21 protein-coding genes and 1 tRNA gene are annotated in these 23,017 nt (G+C 41.4%); 2 read left to right on the top strand and 20 right to left on the bottom strand.

From position 1 onward, the window contains the following. Positions 1–70: 70 nt before the first annotated feature. The 12 genes from lipA to leuS form a co-directional block, all read right to left on the bottom strand. Positions 71–1,042 carry a lipoyl synthase gene (gene lipA / locus VXS03_RS19220; protein WP_327765437.1) on the bottom strand — a complete coding sequence of 324 codons (972 nt, stop codon included), beginning with the start codon at positions 1,040–1,042 and terminating at the stop codon, positions 71–73. Beyond that, complete coding sequence (gene lipB, locus VXS03_RS19225) at positions 1,039–1,689, bottom strand: lipoyl(octanoyl) transferase LipB (protein WP_327765438.1); 651 nt, start codon at positions 1,687–1,689, stop codon at positions 1,039–1,041. The genes lipA and lipB overlap by 4 nt, the downstream gene beginning before the upstream one ends. A 232-nt stretch (positions 1,690–1,921) precedes the next feature. Continuing rightward, positions 1,922–2,203 (bottom strand): DUF493 family protein YbeD, encoded by a 282-nt coding sequence (gene ybeD, locus VXS03_RS19230; protein ID WP_061000189.1) that lies wholly within the window; start codon positions 2,201–2,203, stop codon positions 1,922–1,924. 208 nt (positions 2,204–2,411) lie between these two features. Beyond that, positions 2,412–3,584 carry a serine hydrolase gene (locus VXS03_RS19235; protein ID WP_327765439.1) on the bottom strand — a complete coding sequence of 391 codons (1,173 nt, stop codon included), beginning with the start codon at positions 3,582–3,584 and terminating at the stop codon, positions 2,412–2,414. A 229-nt stretch (positions 3,585–3,813) separates the two neighbouring features. Further along, complete coding sequence (locus tag VXS03_RS19240; protein WP_327765440.1) at positions 3,814–4,704, bottom strand: septal ring lytic transglycosylase RlpA family protein; 891 nt, start codon at positions 4,702–4,704, stop codon at positions 3,814–3,816. A gap of 3 nt (positions 4,705–4,707) precedes the next feature. Then, positions 4,708–5,829, bottom strand: coding sequence for a rod shape-determining protein RodA (rodA, locus tag VXS03_RS19245; RefSeq protein ID WP_327765441.1), 1,122 nt, complete (start codon positions 5,827–5,829; stop codon positions 4,708–4,710). Further along, complete coding sequence (gene mrdA, locus VXS03_RS19250) at positions 5,829–7,784, bottom strand: penicillin-binding protein 2 (RefSeq protein WP_327765442.1); 1,956 nt, start codon at positions 7,782–7,784, stop codon at positions 5,829–5,831. The genes rodA and mrdA overlap by 1 nt, the downstream gene beginning before the upstream one ends. Before the next feature lie 6 nt (positions 7,785–7,790). Further along, the gene (gene rlmH / locus VXS03_RS19255) at positions 7,791–8,261 is read right to left on the bottom strand and encodes a 23S rRNA (pseudouridine(1915)-N(3))-methyltransferase RlmH (RefSeq protein ID WP_061000179.1); all 471 of its coding nucleotides are present in this window, start codon (positions 8,259–8,261) and stop codon (positions 7,791–7,793) included. A gap of 6 nt (positions 8,262–8,267) precedes the next feature. Beyond that, positions 8,268–8,585, bottom strand: a complete 318-nt coding sequence (gene rsfS, locus VXS03_RS19260) for a ribosome silencing factor (protein ID WP_080158120.1) — start codon at positions 8,583–8,585, stop codon at positions 8,268–8,270. 222 nt (positions 8,586–8,807) lie between these two features. Then, complete coding sequence (holA, locus tag VXS03_RS19265; RefSeq protein ID WP_327765443.1) at positions 8,808–9,836, bottom strand: DNA polymerase III subunit delta; 1,029 nt, start codon at positions 9,834–9,836, stop codon at positions 8,808–8,810. After that, positions 9,833–10,486: an LPS-assembly lipoprotein LptE gene (locus VXS03_RS19270; protein ID WP_327765444.1), complete on the bottom strand. Its 654-nt coding sequence runs from the start codon at positions 10,484–10,486 to the stop codon at positions 9,833–9,835. Before VXS03_RS19270 ends, holA begins: the two co-directional genes overlap by 4 nt. A 141-nt stretch (positions 10,487–10,627) precedes the next feature. Beyond that, on the bottom strand, positions 10,628–13,201 hold the full coding sequence (gene leuS / locus VXS03_RS19275) for a leucine--tRNA ligase (RefSeq protein ID WP_327765445.1): 2,574 nt from the start codon (positions 13,199–13,201) through the stop codon (positions 10,628–10,630). A 169-nt stretch (positions 13,202–13,370) separates the two neighbouring features. On the opposite strand from leuS, the gene VXS03_RS19280 reads away from it, so the two are divergent. Beyond that, positions 13,371–13,940, top strand: coding sequence for a zinc ribbon-containing protein (locus VXS03_RS19280; RefSeq protein ID WP_327765446.1), 570 nt, complete (start codon positions 13,371–13,373; stop codon positions 13,938–13,940). 82 nt (positions 13,941–14,022) lie between these two features. Here VXS03_RS19280 and VXS03_RS19285 read toward each other — a convergent pair whose 3' ends face one another. The 7 genes from VXS03_RS19285 to mtgA all read right to left on the bottom strand — a co-directional run bounded on the left by VXS03_RS19285 (position 14,023) and on the right by mtgA (position 21,407). Then, positions 14,023–14,775 (bottom strand): lipid-binding SYLF domain-containing protein, encoded by a 753-nt coding sequence (locus tag VXS03_RS19285; protein WP_327765447.1) that lies wholly within the window; start codon positions 14,773–14,775, stop codon positions 14,023–14,025. A gap of 123 nt (positions 14,776–14,898) precedes the next feature. Next, entirely contained in the window at positions 14,899–16,452 is a 1,554-nt protein-coding gene (lnt, locus tag VXS03_RS19290) for an apolipoprotein N-acyltransferase (protein WP_327765455.1), read from the bottom strand. 3 nt (positions 16,453–16,455) lie between these two features. Further along, positions 16,456–17,328, bottom strand: coding sequence for a CNNM family magnesium/cobalt transport protein CorC (gene corC, locus VXS03_RS19295; protein WP_080158114.1), 873 nt, complete (start codon positions 17,326–17,328; stop codon positions 16,456–16,458). Positions 17,329–17,411: 83 nt separating this feature from the next. Further along, positions 17,412–17,873: an rRNA maturation RNase YbeY gene (gene ybeY, locus VXS03_RS19300; protein ID WP_327765448.1), complete on the bottom strand. Its 462-nt coding sequence runs from the start codon at positions 17,871–17,873 to the stop codon at positions 17,412–17,414. Further along, positions 17,873–18,970 (bottom strand): PhoH family protein, encoded by a 1,098-nt coding sequence (locus VXS03_RS19305; RefSeq protein WP_327765449.1) that lies wholly within the window; start codon positions 18,968–18,970, stop codon positions 17,873–17,875. The genes ybeY and VXS03_RS19305 overlap by 1 nt, the downstream gene beginning before the upstream one ends. 112 nt (positions 18,971–19,082) lie before the next feature. Next, positions 19,083–20,510, bottom strand: a complete 1,428-nt coding sequence (miaB, locus tag VXS03_RS19310; protein WP_327765450.1) for a tRNA (N6-isopentenyl adenosine(37)-C2)-methylthiotransferase MiaB — start codon at positions 20,508–20,510, stop codon at positions 19,083–19,085. Positions 20,511–20,678: 168 nt separating this feature from the next. Continuing rightward, the gene (gene mtgA, locus VXS03_RS19315; protein WP_327765451.1) at positions 20,679–21,407 is read right to left on the bottom strand and encodes a monofunctional biosynthetic peptidoglycan transglycosylase; all 729 of its coding nucleotides are present in this window, start codon (positions 21,405–21,407) and stop codon (positions 20,679–20,681) included. Positions 21,408–21,576: 169 nt separating this feature from the next. Between mtgA and VXS03_RS19320 the strand changes: the two genes are divergently transcribed. Continuing rightward, positions 21,577–22,737, top strand: coding sequence for a 2-octaprenyl-3-methyl-6-methoxy-1,4-benzoquinol hydroxylase (locus VXS03_RS19320; RefSeq protein WP_327765452.1), 1,161 nt, complete (start codon positions 21,577–21,579; stop codon positions 22,735–22,737). Positions 22,738–22,901: 164 nt separating this feature from the next. Here the strand turns inward: VXS03_RS19320 and VXS03_RS19325 are convergent. After that, positions 22,902–22,986 (bottom strand) — tRNA-Leu (locus tag VXS03_RS19325). Positions 22,987–23,017: the final 31 nt, after the last annotated feature.

Genomic DNA, 23,017 nt, shown 5'->3' on the forward strand with positions numbered 1-23,017 from the left:
GTTAAAAAACCGCTTTAGTGCAGACTAAAGCGGTTTTTTTTATGGAAATTAACTATTAACTATTAACTAATTATTTAATTTCGACACCTTGAGCTTGTAAGTCGGCATGGTAAGACGAACGTACAAATGGGCCACAAGCAGCATGTGTAAAACCAAGATCAAGGGCAATTTGTTTTAGCTCGTCAAACTCTTCTGGCGGTACATAACGTTCAACCGGTAGGTGGTGACGACTTGGTGCCAGATATTGGCCAAGGGTTAGCATGGTAACGCCATGAGCGCGCAAATCTTTTAGGACTTGAATAATTTCTTCTTTGGTTTCACCCAGTCCCATCATAACACCCGATTTTGTTGGTACTGTTGGGTGAATTTCTTTAAATTTCTTTAATAGATCTAGCGACCATTGGTAGTTTGCTCCAGGACGCGCCTTACGGTATAAGCGTGGCGCAGTTTCCAGATTATGGTTAAATACATCTGGCGCTGTATCTTGAAAAATATCCAGTGCGCGATCCATACGACCACGGAAATCTGGCACTAAAGTTTCAATATGAATTTGTGGGCTTTTTGCGCGAATTTCATTAATACAATCAACAAAATGTTGTGCACCACCATCACGAAGATCATCACGGTCGACTGATGTTACAACCACATAACGTAACTTCATATCTGCAATGGTTTGAGCTAAATGACTTGGCTCTTCTGCATTTGGCGGCAATGGACGACCATGGGCAACATCACAAAATGGGCAACGGCGCGTACAAATGGCACCTAAAATCATAAAGGTAGCAGTACCATGATTAAAACATTCTGCCAAATTTGGGCATGATGCTTCTTCACAAACAGAGTGGAGGTTGTTTTTACGTAGGGCTGATTTTATTTCTTGAATGCGTTTACTGTCAGATGGCAGTTTAATTTTCATCCATGATGGCTTACGTAACACTTCTTTGGGTGCTTCTTCTTGGGCAACATTACGTACCGGAATTAATGCCATTTTATCTGCATCACGGTATTTAACGCCTTGTTCAATTTTAATTGGTTTGCTCATAGTTGATTGCTTTCCGTCATCCACTCGACATGTGAGTAGTCGAGTAATTTTGTTAATTCTTCAATGAGTACCGGCTGAACTTCCATCAGTTCACTCGGGCCGTTTAATGATGCTGTTTGCGTCATTTCCATTCCAATATAGCCACAAGGGTTAATACGTTGGAAGGGGGCCAAATCCATATTTATATTAAGTGCCAGACCATGAAAAGAGCAGCCGCGTCTGATTCGTAATCCTAATGAACATATCTTGCGATTGTCGACATAGACACCAGGAGCATCAGGGCGAGCATTAGATGTAATCCCAAATTGAGATAGTGTATTTATAATTGTGTTTTCGATGTGGCTGACTAGGTCACGAACACTGAGTTTTTTTCTGCGTAAGTTAATCAATATATAAGCAACTTGCTGGCCTGGACCATGATACGTTACCTGACCACCACGATCACTTTGGACGACGGGAATTTCACCTGTGTTGAGCAGATGTTCTACCTTGCCAGCTTGACCTTGAGTAAAGACGGGGTGATGTTCAACCAACCATACTTCATCGACTGAGTTCTCAGTACGGTCATTGGTGAATTGATGCATCGCATCAAAGGTAGTTTGATAATCACAACGGCCCATATTTCTAATAATAAGAGATTTTTGCAAATTTGTGCCTATTTATTGATATAACGCAAAGCGCCATTTATTGGCTGTGAACCAAACCATTATACCTAAACTGTTCAAAGATGCATGACTAACCCGTTATTCAGGGCTTATTAATATAGTTAAGAGTTATGTGGTGAAGTGAAAGTAGAGGAAAAATAGTAAGAAATAAGTGAAAAAGAAGGGGAAATAAAAAATAATGGCGACTTATAAGAAGCCGCCATCTGACTTGCTATTATAGAACAACACGCACGATATCGATCGCGCCAAGTTCTTTATATAGTGTTTCAATTTGTTCAATATTGGTTGCATTAACCGTTACAGAGACTGCTGTATAAGTCCCTTTACTGCTTGGCTTTGTCGTTGGAACGTAATCACCAGGGATTGTTTTTTGAATAACTTCAACAACACGATCAGCCAATTCTGGTTTATTCTCACCCATAACTTTAAAGGCAAAGCTACAAGGGAATTCAAGTAGATCTTTAAGTTTTGGTTGCTCTTTATTTAAATCTTGCATAATAGAACTCCAAGGTTCAGGTTTCTCTGGCTTTACACCGTGGTATAGATCACAAATCACGGTAATATGCAGGCATCTTAATGCGTCAGTAGTTGGAAAACAAGGTTGTGATTATCTTGGTTATTGGAAAATGTGTATGCAAGCTTGAAAAGCAAAAGAAGCCGCCATTGGCCGCTTCTTTTTTGGTGTTTTGGTTCGCAATTAAGCTTTAGAACCAGCTGTGTACCAGCATTGTTACATAATCAACTAAGCGGCTAAAAAAGTTGCCTTGTTTTACTTCTGTAAGTGCAACTAAAGGGTATTGAGCAATATCAGTATCACCTAAGCGGTAATAAAGCGTACCCATTACTTCGCCTTTTTGAATTGGCGCTTTTAATTCTTTAGTTAACACGAAGCTTGCTTTTAAATCTTTTGCTTGGCTACGTGGAATCGTAACGTAAGTGTTTTCATTAACACCAAGATCGACTTTATCTGTATCACCCATCCAGACTTTTTCAGTCACAAATGTTTGATCTTTCTTATATGGCGTTAAGGTTGTGAAGAAACGGAAACCATAGGTTAATAGTTTCTTACTTTCAGCAAGGCGAGCATGTTTACTTGCGGTACCCATTACTACTGAGATAAGGCGCATGTTGCCTTCAGTGGCAGTACTTACCAAACTGTAACCTGCATTGTTGGTATGGCCTGTTTTTAAACCATCAACATGCATGCTTTGATCCCACAATAAACCATTACGGTTGTATTGCGTGATACCGTTATAAGTAAATGATTTTTCATCGTAGATCTTAAATTCATTGGGTAAATCATGAATAAGCGCACGTGTAAGAATGGAAAGATCATAAGGCGTTGTGTACAAGTCTGAATTATCTAAACCGTGAACATTAGTAAAGTGAGTCGATTTCATCTTCAGATTTTTTGCCCAGCTATTCATTAATTCAACGAATGCTTGCTGTGAACCTGCAACATGTTCAGCCATTGCAACACAGGCATCATTACCTGAATCAACAATAATACCGCGGTTAAGATCAGATACTTTTACGGTTTTACCCACTTCTAAGAACATCTTAGAAGAGCCTGGAAAGTTCTTCGCCCAAGCATTTTTACTGATAACGACATTATCGTTGGGAGAGATATTGCCATTTTTAATTTCTTGACCAATCACATAGCTGGTCATGATTTTTGTTAGGCTAGCAGGCGCTAATTTTTCATTTTGGTTATGACCAGCAATGATTTTGCCTGAGTTGTAGTCAATAAGAACATAACCTTTAGCCGCAATTTGTGGAGCTTCAGGTACTACTGCTGGTGATGCAGCAACAGTAGCTGAAGCCAGCAGAGTGGCGGAGATGGCTACAGAACGGAAAAGCACAGCTGTTTTCTTCATGATATATTTAACTTTAATTAATCTGTGGCTAAAAAGTGGACTCACTATAACAGATAACCCATTGGCAATCAGTGTCAGAACAGAAGTTTCCAAAGTTCTGACATTTAGGGATTAAGATCACTATGGTCGCTATTGTTATAGGATGAGGCCATAAAAAGCCTATAGTTTTATGATTTTAATAACAAACTATAGGCAATAAGTATGATTTCAAAATAACAAGAAGGTTCAGTTATCGTTTTTCAGTGATCATGAATGCTTGCGGGTAATGTTTATTCTTCACCTGAGCGAGCAATAAATCAGCATCTTTATGATCTAAAAATGGCCCTAAACGAATGCGGAAAACAGCTCGGTTCGCAATTTTTTCAATATCGACGCTCGTGCTGTAGCGTTTTTTTACTTCACGCTGCATCTGATCGGCTTTTTGTTGGGTATTCACTGCCGCTAATTGAATAAAATATTGAATAGGAATTGGCGCTTTTTTAATTTCAGCTTTAGTTGATGGCTTCGGTACGGTGAGTACTTCAATTTTCACTGGTGCTGTGCCGTAGCTGATTACACCTAATTTAGAGGCGGCAGCCATACTTAAATCAATAATACGCCCATCATGGAATGGTCCACGATCGTTAACACGAACAATAACTGATTTATGATTTAAGGTATTTGTGACACGGACAAAGCTTGGTAATGGCAGAGTTTTGTGTGCGGCTGTCATCGCAAACATATTATACACTTCACCATTAGCTGTTTTATGTCCATGGAATTTTTCGCCATACCATGAAGCAAATCCGGTTTCGGTATATCCTTTAGGATTCTTAATAATATGGTAGCGTTTACCGCGTAAAGTGTAGTCTTTATTACCACCTCGGCTATAAGCTTCGTAGTGAGGGGTGACTAATTTTACTTTTGAAAAATCAGGGACGACAGTGGGTGCACGATCATCTTTGAGAGAATAGCGTCCAGCGTTAGGATCGTCAGTATTTGGCTTAGTGATTTTAACGATTTTAACGACTTTAACGGGGGGAGTGGTTGTATTCGGTTTTGTTTGTGGCTGTTGAGTTTGTTCAGGCGAAGAACTACACCCAGCAAGGATTAGGAAAAAAATTACAAATAGTGAACGCATTTATTAGGTCGCCTTAGACAACATTTTTCTATGAGTGTGGATAGACATCAGAATACCAAAACCAGCCATAAGAGTAACCATTGAGGTTCCGCCATAACTGACCAAGGGAAGGGGTACACCTACAACAGGTAATAGTCCACTTACCATTCCGATATTAACAAAAATATAAACAAAAAAACTAAGCACAATACTGCCTGCCATCATTCGCCCAAACGCAGTTTGAGCACGGCTTGCAAGTAATAATCCTCGTCCCAATACAAATAGATACATTGCTAATAAACCAATAACACCAGCGAGTCCCCATTCTTCAGCGATCACTGCAAAAATGAAGTCAGTATTACGTTCAGGAACAAATTCTAATTGTGATTGAGTACCATGAAGCCAGCCTTTACCAGTGATTCCTCCTGAACCAATAGCAATTTTTGATTGGATTATATGGTATCCCGCTCCTAATGGATCAGATTCGGGATTAAATAAGGTCATTACACGTGTACGTTGGTAGTCATGCATTAGGAAGAACCATAACACAGGAATAAAGGCACCGAGTAATACCAATGCGCCAATAATCACTCGCCAGCTAATTCCTGACAGAAACAGAACAAATATCCCTGATGCCGCAATCAAAATTGAGGTGCCGAGGTCAGGTTGTTTGGCAATTAAAATCGTTGGCGTGAAGATTAACACCAGCGCAACAAAAATATGGGTAAATGTTGGCGGAAGTGGGCGATTACCAATAAATCGCGCCACCATTAATGGCACTGCAAGTTTGATTAATTCAGATGGCTGAAATCGAATAAAGCCTAAGTTAAGCCACCGTTGAGCACCTTTAGAGACTTCACCAAAAGCAAGAACACTAACAAGCAGTATCAGCCCCAAGCCAAATAAATAAGGAGCCCAAGCTTCATAGCGACGTGGTGCAATTTGAGCAAGCACAAACATCACTCCAAGTGACAGCAGCATTCGCATTGCTTGGCGTTCCATCATTGGCATGCTTTGACCACTGGCACTGTACATGATCACTAATGAGAAGCTCATGATCGCTAACAATCCCAATAATAATGGAATATCAATATGTAAGCGGTCACTTATGCTTGGCTTTGCCCCTGTTGTTGCCATAATGCTCATTAACGTACTTCCGCAGTAGCTTGTGTTGGTGCAACTAATTGTAAAGGAACCGCGGCTGGTGGTTCTATCAGCATATGGTCAAATATTTGTCGAGCAATCGGACCACCATTACTTGAGCCACCGCCGGCATTTTCTAATACCATTGAGACCACCACTTGGGGTTTCTCAAAGGGAGCAAATGCAGTAAATAGAGCGTGGTCACGTAAATGTTCTTCTAATTCATCAGCATTATATTTTTGGTTTTCTGCTAAGCCAAACACCTGCGCTGAGCCTGATTTACCCCCTGCTTGGTAAGGGGTATTGTAAAAGGCTTTACGTGCAGTACCTCGATGGCCATAAAGGACACGGTGCATACCTTCACGAGCGATTTCCCAAGTTTTAGGATCTACGCCAGTAATTGGAGGAAAGTTTTCAAATTTAGCGGGTGTCTCGACGTTATCATCAATAATATTTTTAAGTAGATGCGGACGATGTACTACACCGCTATTTACTAACACCGATGTGGCTTTGGCTATCTGTAATGGTGTTGCGGTCCAATAACCTTGACCGATACCAACAGGAATCGTATCACCTTGATACCAAGGGCGTTTGTGACGAGTTTGTTTCCATTCACGAGTGGGCATATTTGCTTTGCTCTCTTCATGAATATCAATGCCAGTGTATACGCCATAACCAAATTTATTCATCCATGTTGAAAGACGATCAATACCCAGATCGTAAGCAACTTGATAGAAATAAGTATCTACCGATTCTTCAATCGCTTTATAGATATTAACGCGGCCATGGCCCCAACGTAACCAGTCACGGAATTTACGACTGGTTGAATTAGGAATTTGCCACCAACCGGGATCGTTACGGGTGGTATTAGGAGTGATCACCCCTTCGGTTAATGCTGCGACAGCAATTAATGGCTTAACCGTTGATGCGGGAGGATAAATACCCAGCGTAACGCGGTTCACCAATGGACGATCTGGATTATTGAGCAAGGCGTTGTATTTTTTACTTGAGATGCCGCGTACGAACAAATTTGGATCGTAGCTAGGGCTTGATACCATGGCTAAAATTGCATCATCTTTCGGGTCTAAGACGACGATAGAGCCACGTTTATGCTTAATGATCTCTTTGCCTGTTTCAGGATCTGTCTTACGCTCAGTTAATAGATTCTGAACATATTGTTGAAGCTTAATATCAATGTTGATCTTGATATCTTTACCTGGAATCGGCGGAATATATTTAAGGGTACGAATAACACGACCGCGGCTGTTGACTTCAACTTCTTGATAGCCAGAGGTGCCATGTAATAGTTCTTCGTAGTAACGCTCGATACCGAGTTTACCCATGTCGCGCGTTGCTTTGTAATTACTTAATTTTCCCTCTTTATCCAGTTTTTTAAGATCACGATCGTTAATTTTAGCAACATAACCTAAAACGTGGGTGAGGGTGTCACCATAAGGGTAATAGCGTTTTAGGTGTGCTTTTACTTCTACGCCAGGCAAGCGATGTTGATTAACAGAAAACAGTGCAACTTGCTTTTCATTGAGGTGATCAAGAATAGGTACAGACTTAAAGCGACGAGTACGGCGACGCTCTTTTTGAAATTGAGCGATATCTTCGTCAGTAATACCCATGATCTGTTTAAGATCAGCAAAAGTCTGATCGAGTTCAGAGACTTTTTCTAGAGTGATCTCTAGGCTATAAATGGGTCTGTTTTCCGCTAAAATTACGCCATTACGGTCATAAATTAGGCCACGATTAGGGGTGACGGGAACAATTTTAATGCGGTTATCATTAGAGCGGGTTTGATAGTCCTGATGTTGCTCAACCTGAATATGGAACAGATTAAACAGCAGCAGGCCTACAAGTATTGCGATGCCAATAAATGAGACAAGAGCTCGACGAAAAAATAATGCCGACTCAGCGCGATGGTCGCGGATCTGGGTTCGCTTTTGTCTCATTTATGATTATTCCCTGTGGTACGGATGGTTAGCCGTGACACTCCATGCACGGTATAAGCTTTCTGCCATTACCACGCGCACCAATGGGTGTGGTAAAGTCAATGGTGATAATGACCAGCTTTGTTCTGCCGCTGCTTTACATGCAGGAGAAAGTCCTTCAGGTCCGCCGATCAAAATTGATACATCACGTCCATCTAGTTTCCATGCATCCAATTGTTGTGCCAATTGTCCTGTATCCCAGCGTTTACCGGGAATATCCAGAGTAACAATTCGGTTGCCCTTAGCAACTGCAGCTAACATGGCTTCGCCTTCTTTTTGTAGAATGCGAGGAATATCAGCGTTTTTGCCACGCTTTCCCGCTGAAATTTCAATCAATTCCAGAGGCATATCTTTTGGGAAGCGACGGCTATATTCTTTATAGCCTTCCTCAACCCATTTTGGCATTTTAGTACCAACAGCAATCAGTTGAAGCTTCATGATCAATTAGCTCCAAAGCTTCTCCAGTTGGTAAAGCTCACGAGCATCTTCTTGCATGATATGAAGCATAACGTCGCCCATATCAACAATAACCCATTGACCTTCTTTTTCGCCACTGATGCCGAATGGAGGAAAATCAATTAATTTAGATTCTTTGTTGATGTGATCAGCAACAGATGCAACGTGACGGTTAGATGTACCAGTACAGATAACCATAAAATCAGTGATGCTTGATTTACCGCGGACATCGATAGTTACGATATCTTGTGCTTTAATGTCGTCAATTTTATCAACAATGAAATCGTGTAGTTCTTGAACCTGCAAAGGGATTCCCTCACTTGAGTGTTAGTATAGTATTGGCCGAATGACGCTATAACTAGCATCTATAATGTCAAATAGACATACTGACCATGAATTGTGCCGCAGTATACCATGCTCTTATCAGACAGCGATAAGCGGACAAGGTTCAGACGGTATTTTTTCGCATGTTTGTTGAGTGATTTGCTTCAAACTGGCAAAAAGTCGCAATTTTGACCTGTATTGATATTAATCTCGTGGTTGTAAGTGGGTTGTAATACCGCACATCTCTGCACATAAGCAACTCAAGGCTGACCATGGTTGGGTGTCATAGTCAGTTTTAACTTGAATTTCTAATAACGTTAGTTGATGAATAATCGTTACTAAGGTTGTTAGAGATAGTCGATGTAATGCGCCAATATACATTTCACGTCGGTTTTGCCACACTCTAAATTGTTCAAAGATGAGATTGAGTGGCGTACCTTTTTTACCCATTTCTTGCATTTTATACAGTTGAGTTAATTCTCGCTGTAATGTTCGCAATAAAATAGTGGCTTCAACACCTTCCGCTTGTAATTGACGCAATATTCGTTGGCTTCGTTTCGCTTGCCCGGCTAATAAAGCATCAATTAATTGAAATGGCGTGTAGTGATTATGGCGACTTAATGCTTCTTGTAATCGTACGATGGTGAGAATGCCATCGGGATACAATAGTACTAATTTATGCAAACTTTGCGATAGCGCCAGTAAATTACCCTCATGCCATTGCGCGAGCATTTGTACCGATTCATGATCGGGCTTTAAACCTAATAACTGACAACGACCTTGAATAAAGCGTGGCATTTGACGTGGGTCTGGAGTATTACAAGGCACATACAGACCGATACTATCCAGCGCTTTAAACCATTTGGTGCTTTCTTGTTTTTTATTGATTCTAGGACCGGTAAGGATCAATAAAATATCAGGATTTAGCGCCGTTATCACTTCGAGTAATGCTTTAGATTGATTGGCATTTAATCCAGTTTCAGCGATTTCAAGCTCGATAATTTGTTGTGCTGAAAATAAGCTCATGGCATTGCAGCAATCTAATACTGCATTCCAATCGAGACTATTATCGATAGTAAAACTATGTCGTTCAAGAAAGCCTTGTTGATGGGCGATATGCTTTATGTTATCGCCCGCTTCTTGTTTTAATAATAGTTCATTACCAAACAACAAATAAGCCTGACGCAGGCCTTTTGTTAGCTGCTGCGTCAGTTGTTCAGGGTAGACTCTCATTGGGCGTTATTATCTTGTTTTTTATGTATTACCGCAGGTGTTGTGGTGATAGTGGTTGTACTACCATCTTTAATCGATACTTTTTGATTATGCAATATTTGGTCTAATTCAGCGTTGAGTTTGTCTTCTTCCATTTTATTAAACACTGTGGTCAGACGCGCCAGTTTACGCATGATTTGTTGTGCTGCTTGTTCACGCATCACATTCACTAATTCGTCACGTTCTACTGATTTTGCAAGTGCTGAAAGTGGGTTATCTAGGAAAGTACGAGTGACTTTAGTACTAAACTGTTCAATGCCTTGATTAGGAATTGTCACAGTGTAGTTAACCGTTAACGTTAAATCGTATTCTGCTTTACCGTTATTTTGATATAGCGATAACGTACTGTCGCCAGTTGATTCACTGGTGATATTAAGATTTGGTACGTTTGCTGCTGGTTTTACTTCTTCAATACCATGCAGTTTAAATTGGTATTTTACCATACGGGTTAATTGGCCGTAGGGATCAAAACTGGTTAACGATAGCTTGGCAATGCCTTCTGGTAGCATGTAGTTACCACGAAGATGAAAGCCACAAGAAGCTGTTGTAAGCGCGAGAAGAGTGATGATAAGTAGTCGAGTTAGGCTGTTGGCCGAGAAAAAACTTTTCACGAAAGTCAGCTCCTTGAAAGAAAAGAAGATGCGCAGAGCGCAAAATTAAATATGACCATAATTATAAAGATCCCCGCAGAAGCGGGGATCTTTAAGGCACTTGTCTTTATTAGGCTTGCTAACAAAGCAAAGTAACCTTGATTAGTTTGCTACGATGTTTAGCAGTTTACCTGGTACATAAATAACTTTACGTACTGTGTTGCCATCGGTAAAGCGAGTTACGCCTTCTTCTGCCATTGCTAACGCTTCTACTTGCTCTTTGGTTGCGTCAGCCGCTACCGTTAATTTAGCACGTAGTTTACCGTTAACTTGAACAATGATTAGCTTTTCATCTTCAACTAATGCTGCTGCATCTGCTTGTGGCCACGCTGCATGGTCAATGTCTGTTTGGCCCAAAGCTTGCCACATTTCAAAACAGATATGCGGGGTCATAGGGTAAAGCATCGTCACAATAGCTTTTAGTGCTTCATCAAGAATAGCACGATCTTGTACTGAGTCTTGTGGCGCTTTTGCTAACTTGTTCATTAATTCCATGATTGCAGCAATGGCGGTATTGAATGTCTGGCGACGACCAATATCATCACTTACTTTAGCAATGGTTTTATGAATGTCACGACGCAGTGCTTTTTGATCGCTGCTTAGTGCTGCTGCAACAACCGTTTCAGCTTCACCTTTTTCAGCATGTTCACGTACAAGTTTCCACACACGTTTAAGGAAGCGGTTAGCACCTTCAACGCCAGATTCTTGCCACTCAAGTGTCATGTCTGCAGGTGATGCGAACATCATAAATAGACGTACGGTATCGGCACCGTATTTATCAACCATTTCTTGTGGGTCGATACCGTTGTTTTTAGACTTAGACATTTTAATCATGCCTGAGTGCTCAACGTTATGACCTTCAGAATCTACGGCTGTTGTGATACGACCTTTGCCATCACGCTCAACTGTTACATCTGTTGGCGCAACCCACTCTTTACCACCTTTATCTGTGGTGTAGAAGAACGCATCTGCTAATACCATGCCTTGACATAGTAGTTGCTTAAACGGTTCGTCAGAGGTTACGTAACCTGCATCACGTAGCAATTTGTGGAAGAAACGTGAGTACAATAGGTGCATACAAGCGTGTTCAATACCACCAACATATTGATCAACAGGCAGCCAGTAGTTCGCCTTCGCAGGATCTAGAATATCATCTGCTTGTGGTGAACAGTAACGTGCGTAGTACCAAGATGACTCCATGAAGGTGTCAAAGGTATCAGTTTCACGTAGTGCTGGTTCGCCGTTAAAGGTGGTTTTAGCCCACTCTAGATCTGCTTTAATAGGGCTTGTTACGCCATCCATTACCACGTCTTCTGGAAGAATAACCGGTAGTTGATCTGCCGCAACAGGATGCACTTGACCATCTTCAGTCGTTACCATTGGGATTGGTGCACCCCAGTAACGCTGACGTGAAACACCCCAGTCACGAAGACGGAAGTTAACCGTCTTCTTGCCTTTACCTTCCGTTTCAAGTTTTGCTGCAATAGCATCAAATGCTTGTTGGAAGTTTAGACCGTCAAACTCACCTGAATTAAACAATACACCTTTGTCAGTGAATGCAGCTTCAGAGATATCAAATTCGCTACCGTCTTCTGGCTTAATTACTGCCATGATGTCGATGTTGTATTTAGTTGCAAATTCAAAGTCACGTTGATCGTGAGCTGGAACTGCCATTACAGCACCTGTGCCGTAATCCATTAATACGAAGTTAGCAACGTATACAGGTACTTCACGACCATCTAATGGGTGGATAGCCGTAAAGCCAGTATCCATGCCTTTCTTTTCCATGGTTGCCAGTTCAGCTTCAGCAACTTTGGTGTTACGGCATTCATCGATAAAGGTTGCTAGGGCTGGGTTGTTCTCAGCCGCTTTTGCAGCGAGTGGGTGACCTGCTGCAATGCTAACAAATGTTACACCCATAAGGGTATCTGGACGGGTGGTGTAAACTTCTAAATCGTTTTGACCTTTAACGTTAAACGTTAATTCAACACCTTCAGAACGGCCGATCCAGTTACGCTGCATGGTTTTCACCATTTCAGGCCAACCATCAAGAGTATCAAGATCGTCAAGTAGCTCTTGTGCGTATTCAGTTATCTTAATGAACCACTGTGGAATCTCTTTTTGTTCAACAGGGGTATCACAACGCCAGCAACAACCGTCTTCTACTTGCTCATTCGCAAGTACAGTTTGGTCGTTAGGACACCAGTTAACAGAAGATGTCTTCTTGTAAACTAGGCCTTTGTTATACAGTTTAGTGAAGAACTCTTGTTCCCAACGGTAGTACTCAGGCGTACAGGTTGCGAATTCACGGCTCCAATCGTAACCAAAACCTAATAGTTTAAGTTGGTTCTTCATGTATTCGATGTTTTCGTATGTCCAAGGCGCAGGTGCAGTGTTATTTTTTACTGCTGCGTTCTCTGCTGGCAGGCCAAATGCATCCCAACCAATTGGCTGCATAACATTTTTGCCTTGTAAGCGCTGGTAGCGAGAGATAACATCACCGATAGTGTAGTTACGCACGTGACCCATGTGCAAGCGACCACTTGGGTACGGGAACATGGAGAGACAGTAGAATTTTTCTTTATTAGGGTCTTCACTAACAACAAAGGTCTTATTGTTATCCCAATGTTCTTGAACTTTTTGTTCAATGTCCTGTGGACGATATTGTTCTTGCATCGATGACATCCAGAATTTTGTGAGTTTAATACAAACACATTCATTGTAATCGACATAGGATAACCAAAGGTAAAGGTGTCAACAATAGCTGATAGCGATTCGGCGACCTTAATCTTACATTTGGCCGTAATTACGTAATTATTTCGCACATTGGCGGAGGATTAATCCCATGACTAAGCAACAAAAGCATTATGAAGCGGTATTAGAAAAAGTAACTGAAGCGCTTAAGCATAGTCCAGAAGAGCTAAAGAAGTTTTTTAGAATGACTGAGCTTTACGGTAAAGCTGCCAGTGATATGACCAAAGATGAGCTTGCATTAATCGAAGCGTACATCAAAAGTGATCTTAAAACGACTGAGCTTTATGGTAAAGCGGCGAGTGATATGACTAAAGATGAATTGTCATTAGTTGAAGCTTATGTCAAAAGCGATTTAAAAACTTTTACGGAAGAAGTGAAAAATAGCTCAGAGCCTTTCAGTGAAAGTCCATTTTATAAGTTAGTCAGTGAAAGCATTTGGAAGAATTTAGCTGAGATCACAGATAAAACACAATTAGAGTGGATTGAAGTGATGGATGATATACAGCATAAAGGTGTTTATCAGGCGGGTGAGCTTGTCGGCTTGGGTAATCTTGTGTGTGAACAATGTGGCCATACAGAAATGATCACTCATGTTACTCGTATTGCTCCGTGTGTGAAGTGTGGCTGTAAACATTTTTCGCGGTTGCCACTCAACCCATAAATAACGTTGAACGTTATTTTAACGTGGACTAAAACGCAGCCATAAGGGCTGCGTTTTTTATTGCTCAAAACCTAACGATTCATTAATAATCTGGTTTTTCAATAATATCGACAACAACAGCAGAGTTTGCCGGTTTAACCGTATCGGCTGGCTTTTGCATCGGTTGTGATCGTTGTGGTTGAGGCACAGTTGGAGACTGCTTATATTCTTTGTTAAATGTCGGCAGAACATCATTGTAGCCTTTGATCTGGCGAGTTGCGGCTGTCATTGGCTCGTAAGTGAACTTTTGGCCAGCTAGTGATGCTTCAATCATGGCGCCGCCTTTAGCGCGGGTGAAGATAGCAACACCATTAATGTAGCTTTGGGTCATGTAGTCACTACCGGCATTCATTCCCGCACCTGCGGTACCTATTTTAGCAGAGGCACCTTCTGTTAGGGCAACCGCTGATGCTTGAGCATCTAATTCTAATCCGCCATCAATGAAACGATCGTAGGCTCGCTTATCTTGGAAGAATAAAATTTCGCTAAAGGCTTGGCCACCAAATTGGAGCCCGATAGATACTTGATAAAGTTTAGCAAATCCCATTGCTTGATTGGCTTTAAATACGACGCCAGAACCATAAGCACCACCGATCCAAAAGCCTCCTTTACCTACTGATGGAAAAATGGCATACCCATAAGCAGAATGGAAAAAAGGTTGTGTTTGTGGGGATTTGTAAAAAAGAGCTAATGCGTCTTTGGTGTCATTGTGTTGTTCTTGAGCAAGTACTTGTGTTGAGAGCATCAACATTAATAATGAACACAAAGTTGTAAAAATTTTATGTGTCGTTTTCATCTATCGTTCCTTATCTCGCTCCGAGGAGTTGATACTCGCGGAATTGCGGTTGTTATTGGTTTATGAGATGACAATAAACTAATCGTAAAAAAAAAGGTGAAGTTATTAGCTTCACCTTATAGTTTATTCTGTTTCCGTTGGAGGTAAGTCACGGAAATGTCCGCGTTTACGTCGAACAAGTAACCAAGATAACGCTAACGCCCATAAACAGTAACCATATAATGGCCAGCTGCCTAAAGTGGTATACGGTGTCATTCCAATGGTTGGAATGACTTTATCTTTTAAAACACCTGTTACAAATTGCGGTAATTCTTTGGTGATGTGACCATTATGGTCAACCACGGCAGTAATACCAGTATTTGTGCCACGTAATAATGGTTTACCAAACTCAAGCGCCCGCATTTGGGCTATTTCCATATGTTGGAAAGGCCCGATTGATCGCCCAAACCAAGCATCATTAGAAAGCGTGAGTAGTAACTCTGTTTTTTTGGTGATGTTTTCACGAATTTGCTCACCAAACGCTATCTCATAACACAAAGCAGGTGCAATTGAATAACCATGCGCCTCAATATTTGGTTGAATATAAGCGCCACGACTAAATGATGACATTGGCAGGTTAAAGAACGGTGCTAATGGACGTAGAATGCTCGCAAACGGTACAAATTCACCAAAAGGTAACAGATGATGCTTAGTGTAACGCGTGGCTGTATTGTAGTTATACGGCCCATCTGCATCGACACCCAGAGTTAATATATTATTAAAAAACTCTCCATCAGCTTTTTGATCTAAAATACCCGTAATCACCGTGCTGTTATTGGCACGTGCTGCAGCATCAAGATTTTGCAAGAAGGTCGGAATATCTTCTTCAAGTGCTGGAATAGCAGCTTCTGGCCATATAATTAAATCTGAACCCCAATTATCACGGGTGAGATCCATGTATTTCATCAAGGTTGGCCAGCGATGACTAGGTAACCACTTTTCTTCTTGTGAAATATTGCCTTGAATTAAAGCAACGCTAACACTGTGCTTAGGATCGGGTTTTACCCACTGCGGAATACCCGCTAATACGGCTAATATTACCACTAACACCGCAACCATGAATGGACGCCAGTTACGGTAATAGAGGGTCGCAGTAATCGATCCCGAGATGAGCACTAATGCGAGGGTGATCCCTTCGACACCAAAAATGGGTGCGAAGTGTGCCAATGGCGTATTAAGCTGGCTGTATCCCATCCATAGCCAAGGAAAGCCAGTAAAGAGCCAACCACGGATCCAATCAAGTACCAACCAAATAACAGGGCCAGATAGCAGTAATTGGTGCAAAGGACGTTGACGGTTAAAGCGATTAAATAAATAGCCAAATAACGCTGGATATAACGCTAAATAGCTAATTAATAAGCACATTAAGAACATGCTGGCAATTTTAGGCATACCGCCAAAGGTATCAATGCTGACATGTACCCAGCTGATGCCGGTACCAAACATGCCTAGACCATAAAAAAAGCCAATCAGTGCTGAGCGTTTAGGAGATTGTTTCTGTAATAAAAGGAAAAACAGAATCAGAGTTAATGGTGCGATAAATGCGTAGTCATAAGGGGCAAAAGACAAGGTCGCAATTGCACCCGCAGGGACAGCTGCAAGCAACTGTCCCAATGAGATGAGTGTTTTTTTTGTCATCATTTACGGAGTAATGGTAGGTTGAAATGCTTCGTCCGGTACAGTTACTTGTAACTGGATAACACGGCGGTTATCAGACGAGGTCACTTTAAAAGAATAACCATTAACTTCAACGACTTCACCACGTGATGGCAGGTGACCAAAACTCATCATAACTAAGCCGCCGACAGTATCGACTTCTTCGTCACAAAATGAGGTGTGGAACAGTTCATTGAAATCTTCAATGGTTGTTAGGGCTTTGACCGCGTAAGTATGCTTACTTAATTGACGAACTTCTTGCTCTTCCTCGTCGTCGAATTCATCTTCGATTTCGCCAACAATTTGCTCAAGAATGTCTTCAATAGTGATAACACCAGATACACCACCAAACTCATCAACCACAATTGCCATGTGGTAACGCTCTTCGCGGAATTCTTTTAATAGGCGATCAACGCGTTTACTTTCTGGCACTACAACGGCAGGACGTAATACTTTGTCGATATCAAAAGGTTCGCTATCAGGTAATAAATAACGCAGTAAGTCTTTGGCTAATAGAATGCCTTCAACATGGTCTTTATCATCACTGATAACAGGGTAGCGAGAGTGTTGAGCTTCAACAATTAAATCAATAAGATCTTCTAGCTTCTGAGAACGCTCGATAGTGGTCATTTGTGAACGTGGAATCATAATGTCACGTACACGCATTTCAGCAATTTCCATTACACCTTCAAGCATGTCTCGAGTGTCATGGTCTATCAAATCGTTTTCTTCCGAATCACGGAATACTTCAACTAATTCTTCACGGTTTTGTGGTTCGCCTTGGAAAAATTGGCCAATACGTTCAAAGAAGGATTTTCTACTCGGACCTTCAGTTGTTGGAGAGTTATCTTCGTTCATTATTTACTTTATCAACTAAGTGGACATTGCCACGGAAATGCGACTTAAGTTAATTAAGCCGCGGAATATTCGTTGGTATGTTACTACTTTTCAGAAATGTAAGGGTCGACAAAACCCATGTTTTGCATGATTTCAGTCTCTAATGCTTCCATTTCTTCTGCTTCATCGTCTTCGATATGATCATAACCTAGCAGATGCAGACTGCCGTGTACAACCATATGTGCCCAATGCGCTTTAAGCGGTTTCGGTTGTTCAAGTGCTTCAGCTTCGACAACTTGGCGACAAATAATTAAATCGCCAAGTAAGTCCATTTCGATTTCAGGTGGCGCTTCAAATGGAAATGAAAGTACGTTTGTTGGTCGATCTTTACCACGGTACTCAAGATTAAGTGCGTGGCTTTCTTGCTCGTCAACTAATCGAATAGTGACTTCAGCATTAGCCTGAAATGGCGTGACTGCGGCATTTAACCATTGCTGGAATTCAGCTTCAGTTGGTAATCCAGTTTCGTCTGCTGTTGCAAGTTGTAGATCAAGATAAATCGCCATTAGTTACTCTTTTGTGATTCAATTTTAGCGGCAGTCGCAACGGCGAATAAGGCGGCGTCTTTGGCGTCTTGTTCTGTACGACGACGTTGTTCTGCTTGTTTACGTTGTTTTTGATCTTCACTTTCCCAAACTTCATAAGCTTGAACAATGCGAGCGACGACAGGGTGGCGCACAACGTCATTGGCTAAGAAAAAGTTAAAGCTAATATCTTCAACATTAGATAATACTTCAACAGCATGACGCAAACCTGAACGTGCGCCACGCGGTAAATCGATTTGAGTGACATCACCGGTGATCACGGCGCGAGAATTAAAGCCAATACGAGTTAAGAACATTTTCATTTGTTCAACCGTCGTATTTTGGCTTTCATCTAAAATAATAAAGGCATCGTTCAGTGTTCGACCACGCATATAAGCCAATGGTGCGACTTCAATCACATTACGCTCAATCAGTTTTTCTACTCGTTCAAAACCGAGCATTTCAAATAAAGCATCATAAAGTGGGCGTAGGTATGGGTCTACTTTCTGGCTTAAATCACCCGGTAAGAAGCCTAATTTTTCACCAGCCTCAACAGCTGGGCGAGTTAGCAGAATACGGCGCACTTCTTGGCGCTCAAGCGCATCGACGGCGGCAGCAACAGCAAGGTAGGTTTTACCTGTACCCGCAGGACCAACACCAAAGGTAATATCATGGGTTACGATATTAGCAATGTATTGGGCTTGGTTGGGCGTACGTGGTTTTATGATCCCTTTTTTGGTTTTTATATGGACTTCTTTACCAAAAGGAATACTTGTTTCTACGGTTTGTTCTAGGACGCCAGAAGCTTTGATCGCCAGATGAATATGGTCAGGTTCAATATCTGGAATGTTGTTGTGTACGGGAGCCGTATCAACGTATAAATCTTTAATTATATTGGTGGCAACATCAGCAGTGTGTGGTTGACCCACGACGCTAAAGTGGTTGCTGCGATGATTGATTTCAACACCTAAACGACGTTCTAGTTGTTTGATGTTGTCGTCGAAAGGACCACAAAGGCTGGAAAGACGCTGATTATCAGCAGGTTCCAGATCAAATTCTACAGTAATTATCTTGCTCAAGGTTTGCCTCTCATTGAGGTCGCCTAAATGTAGGCGACCATATTTTCAGGGCATGCGACTTACTTTGAATAATAGTGATTACTGCGCGTGATTTGACGGCAGTGACCGACAGTTATTCTGGAGTATATACGCCTACACCTAAATCATCTTCACGGCGCGTTTTTGCCATCATTGCTGCTGGTGACATTGCAACGCGAAGATCCATTTCTGCTTCAGTACGAACAAGTTCGCCACGTAATGAGTTAGTAAATACATCGATGATTCTTACATCAACAAATTGACCAATCAACTCAGCAGAGCCTTCAAAGTTTACAATACGGTTATTCTCAGTACGACCGCGTAGTTCCATCACATTTTTACGCGATGGTCCTTCAACTAAAATACGTTGCTCTGTGCCTAGCATTTGACGTGCATGGCGCATTGCTTGACTATTTAGTTGTTGTTGTAGGGCGTACAGACGCTCTTTTTTCACTTCTTCAGTCAGATCACATGGGTAATCTGCTGCTGGCGTACCAGGGCGAGGTGAGAAGATGAAGCTGTAACTAATATCAAAATCGATATCACGAATCAGTTTCATGGTATCTTCGAAATCTTGATCAGATTCACCAGGGAACGCGACAATAAAGTCTGAGCTCATGGTGATATCTGGGCGTACTTTACGTAACTTACGAATTTTTGACTTATATTCAAGTACCGTATGAGGGCGCTTCATCATCGTTAGAATACGGTCTGAACCACTTTGTACTGGTAGGTGTAAGTAGTTAACCAGTTCAGGGGTATCTTTGTAAACGTCAATGATATCGTCAGTAAATTCAATCGGGTGACTGGTTGTGTAACGTACACGGTCAATACCGTCAATCGCTGCGACTAAACGTAGAAGTTCAGCAAAGCTAGCAAGTTCACCATCATGTGTTGGACCACGGAATGCATTCACGTTTTGGCCAAGCAGGTTAACTTCACGTACACCTTGATCTGCCAGTTGAGCAATTTCAAATAATACGTCATCAATTGGACGGCTAACTTCTTCGCCACGGGTGTAAGGCACTACACAATAAGTACAGTATTTAGAACAGCCTTCCATGATAGACACAAATGCTGTTGCGCCGTCTGCACGAGGTTCTGGTAAACTATCGAATTTTTCAATCTCAGGAAATGAAATATCCATTACGGTTTTTTCATTTGATTGAGAGCGTTTAATCATCTCTGGCAAACGGTGTAGGGTTTGTGGACCAAAGATAACATCAACGTAAGGTGCGCGTTTGCGAATCGAATCGCCTTCTTGAGTCGCTACACAGCCACCGACGCCGATCACTAGATCGGGTTTTTTATCTTTTAATTTTTTCCAACGGCCTAGCTGGTGGAAAACTTTTTCTTGTGCTTTTTCACGGATCGAACAGGTATTAAGTAGCAGAACATCTGCTTCTTCTGGGATTTCTGTTAACTCGAAGCCATTAGCAGCATTAAGAAGATCGGCCATTTTTGATGAATCGTATTCGTTCATCTGGCAGCCCCAGGTTTTAATCAGCAGTTTCTTCGCCATCTCTCTTCGCTCGTAGTGTTGATTCATTACATTCAGATTACGGGCTGACAGGTCGCATTACCGTATGTAAAAGGTAATGCCCTGTAGCAAGCCGCGTATTGTACTGCTTTAAACTCGGTCTGACTAGATCATCACCACCCTGAAAAAAGTGTGGTCTTTTGGGATTGACTAGCGATAGAGGTTAAAAGATTTAAAAAGTGATTGTTCATCATAGACCTTATTTAGCGTAACCATACCCAGTTGACGCATTTGTTTGCGAATCCATAATGTGCGTTGATAAACATAATTGCTCATTGGGCTCGCTTTTATTTTATAAGGGTTAGGTAATACTGCTGCCAGTTGTGCCGCTTGTTGAGCACTAAGGCGGCTAGCGGGAATATGGAAAAAGTGTTCACTTGCAGCTTGAACGCCATAAATTCCCGGTGCAAATTCAATGACATTTAAATAGGTTTCTAAAATACGTTTTTTGCCCCAAATGACTTCCATCCATAATGCAAAATACAATTCAATGCCTTTACGAATGAAAGAATGGCTTGGAAATAAAAATACATTCTTAGCGGTTTGTTGACTAATAGTACTAGCGCCACGACTAGGCCCGTTTTTACCACTGTGTTCAAGTACAGATAGAGTTGCACTAAGATCGATACCATGATGCTCTGGAAAGGTTTGATCTTCTGAGGCTATCACCGCTAATTGCATGTTCTTTGAAATCTTGTCCAGATTAACCCACTGATGATGTGTTTGTTTTGGATAGCCTTGAGGTGGAAAAATGGTACGGCTAATTTCCCATCCCCAAAACGGTGGGTTAATAAATTTAAAAATAACAATTAGCACAATAGGTACAATCAACGCGCCTAAAATAAGTTTCACAATAAAACGTTTAAAGCTTGCCAGCATGGTGATTGGGTTCCTGTCAGCGATAAAAGAGAGAGGTTAAGGGGTGATTAGCGATGAATACGTTATGGTAGTACCCCAGTAACTGTATTTTCTTATACAATCATCTAACACAATGGTTTGAAAGATTATAACCAAATAATAAGCCAGGACATAATAGGTAGGTAAAGATATGGAACAATATGATGTCATTGTTGCTGGTGGCGGTATGGTTGGTGCTGCTGCCGCAATAGGTTTAGCTCAACAAGGGCTAGATGTGGCAGTAATAGAAGGCTATGCGCCACAGCCATTTATGTCTGCCCAAGCAATGGATTTACGTGTTTCGGCTATTTCTCCACGTTCAGTTGCCTTATTAGAACAATTAGGCGCATGGCAGGCTGTGATGGCAATGCGTTTATGTCCTTTTAAGCGCCTTGAAACGTGGGAGCATCCTGAATGTCGAACACGGTTTAATGCCGATGAAATGCAATTACAACAATTAGGTTATATCGTTGAAAACCGTGTACTTCAATTAGCGTTATGGCAACAGTTTGAACAATACGACAATATTACTTTATTGTGTCCAGCAACCATGGTGGCAGCAACCGAAATAGAAGATGGTTATCAGATCGAGTTGAATGATGGCTCACTGCTTAATTGTGGTTTACTCATTGGTGCTGATGGAGCGAACTCTCAGGTACGTCAGCAAGCAAATATTGGCATTACAGCATGGGATTATCGTCAGCATTGTATGCTGATTAATATTGCGACTCAGTTACCACAGCAAGATATTACTTGGCAACAGTTTACTCCAGCGGGGCCACGGTCATTTTTACCTCTGCCAGGCCATCAAGGATCACTTGTTTGGTATGATTCTCCTGCTCGAATTCGTCAATTATCGGCAATGCCTGCAGCGCAATTACAGGCTGAGATCATGGCTACTTTCCCAAGTGAATTAGGTGAGTTTACCGTGCTTAATCATGGTAGTTTTCCTTTAACCCGCCGTCATGCACAAACATACTATAAACCCAATGTGGTGTTATTAGGTGATGCTGCACACACCATTAACCCTTTAGCTGGGCAAGGGGTTAATTTAGGTTTTAAAGATGTTGCTTGCTTATTAGATAAAATAAGCCAAGCAGGCAGTGATTGGCAACAACCTCAAGTTTTAGCTAATTATGAGCGTTGTCGCCGGCCTGATAATTTGGTTATGCAAACTGGAATGGATTTTTTCTACAGTACATTTAGTAATAATATTGGACCCTTAAAGCTACTGCGTAATGTTGGATTACGGGCTGCTGATCATACTGGCGTGATAAAAAAACAACTATTGAAATACGCAATGGGGATCTAGGCTGTTGTCTTGAATCTATTTTTTACAGACTTAATAGCATAAAAAGCCGAGTAAAATTAATTACTCGGCTTTTTATTAGTACTTTTATTTGCAACTGTCATTGGTAACGATAATCACTATATTGCAGATAAAAGAAAACCTACTCAAAGAGTAGGTTTCTAATATGGTGCGGAAGGAGAGACTTGAACTCTCACACCTTACGGCGCTAGAACCTAAATCTAGTGCGTCTACCAATTCCGCCACTTCCGCATATTTTTATTCTTAACTGTCATCAGAAAAG

The organism is Photobacterium sp. S4TG1 (assembly GCF_036040035.1).
Taxonomy (GTDB): Bacteria; Pseudomonadota; Gammaproteobacteria; order Enterobacterales; family Vibrionaceae; genus Photobacterium.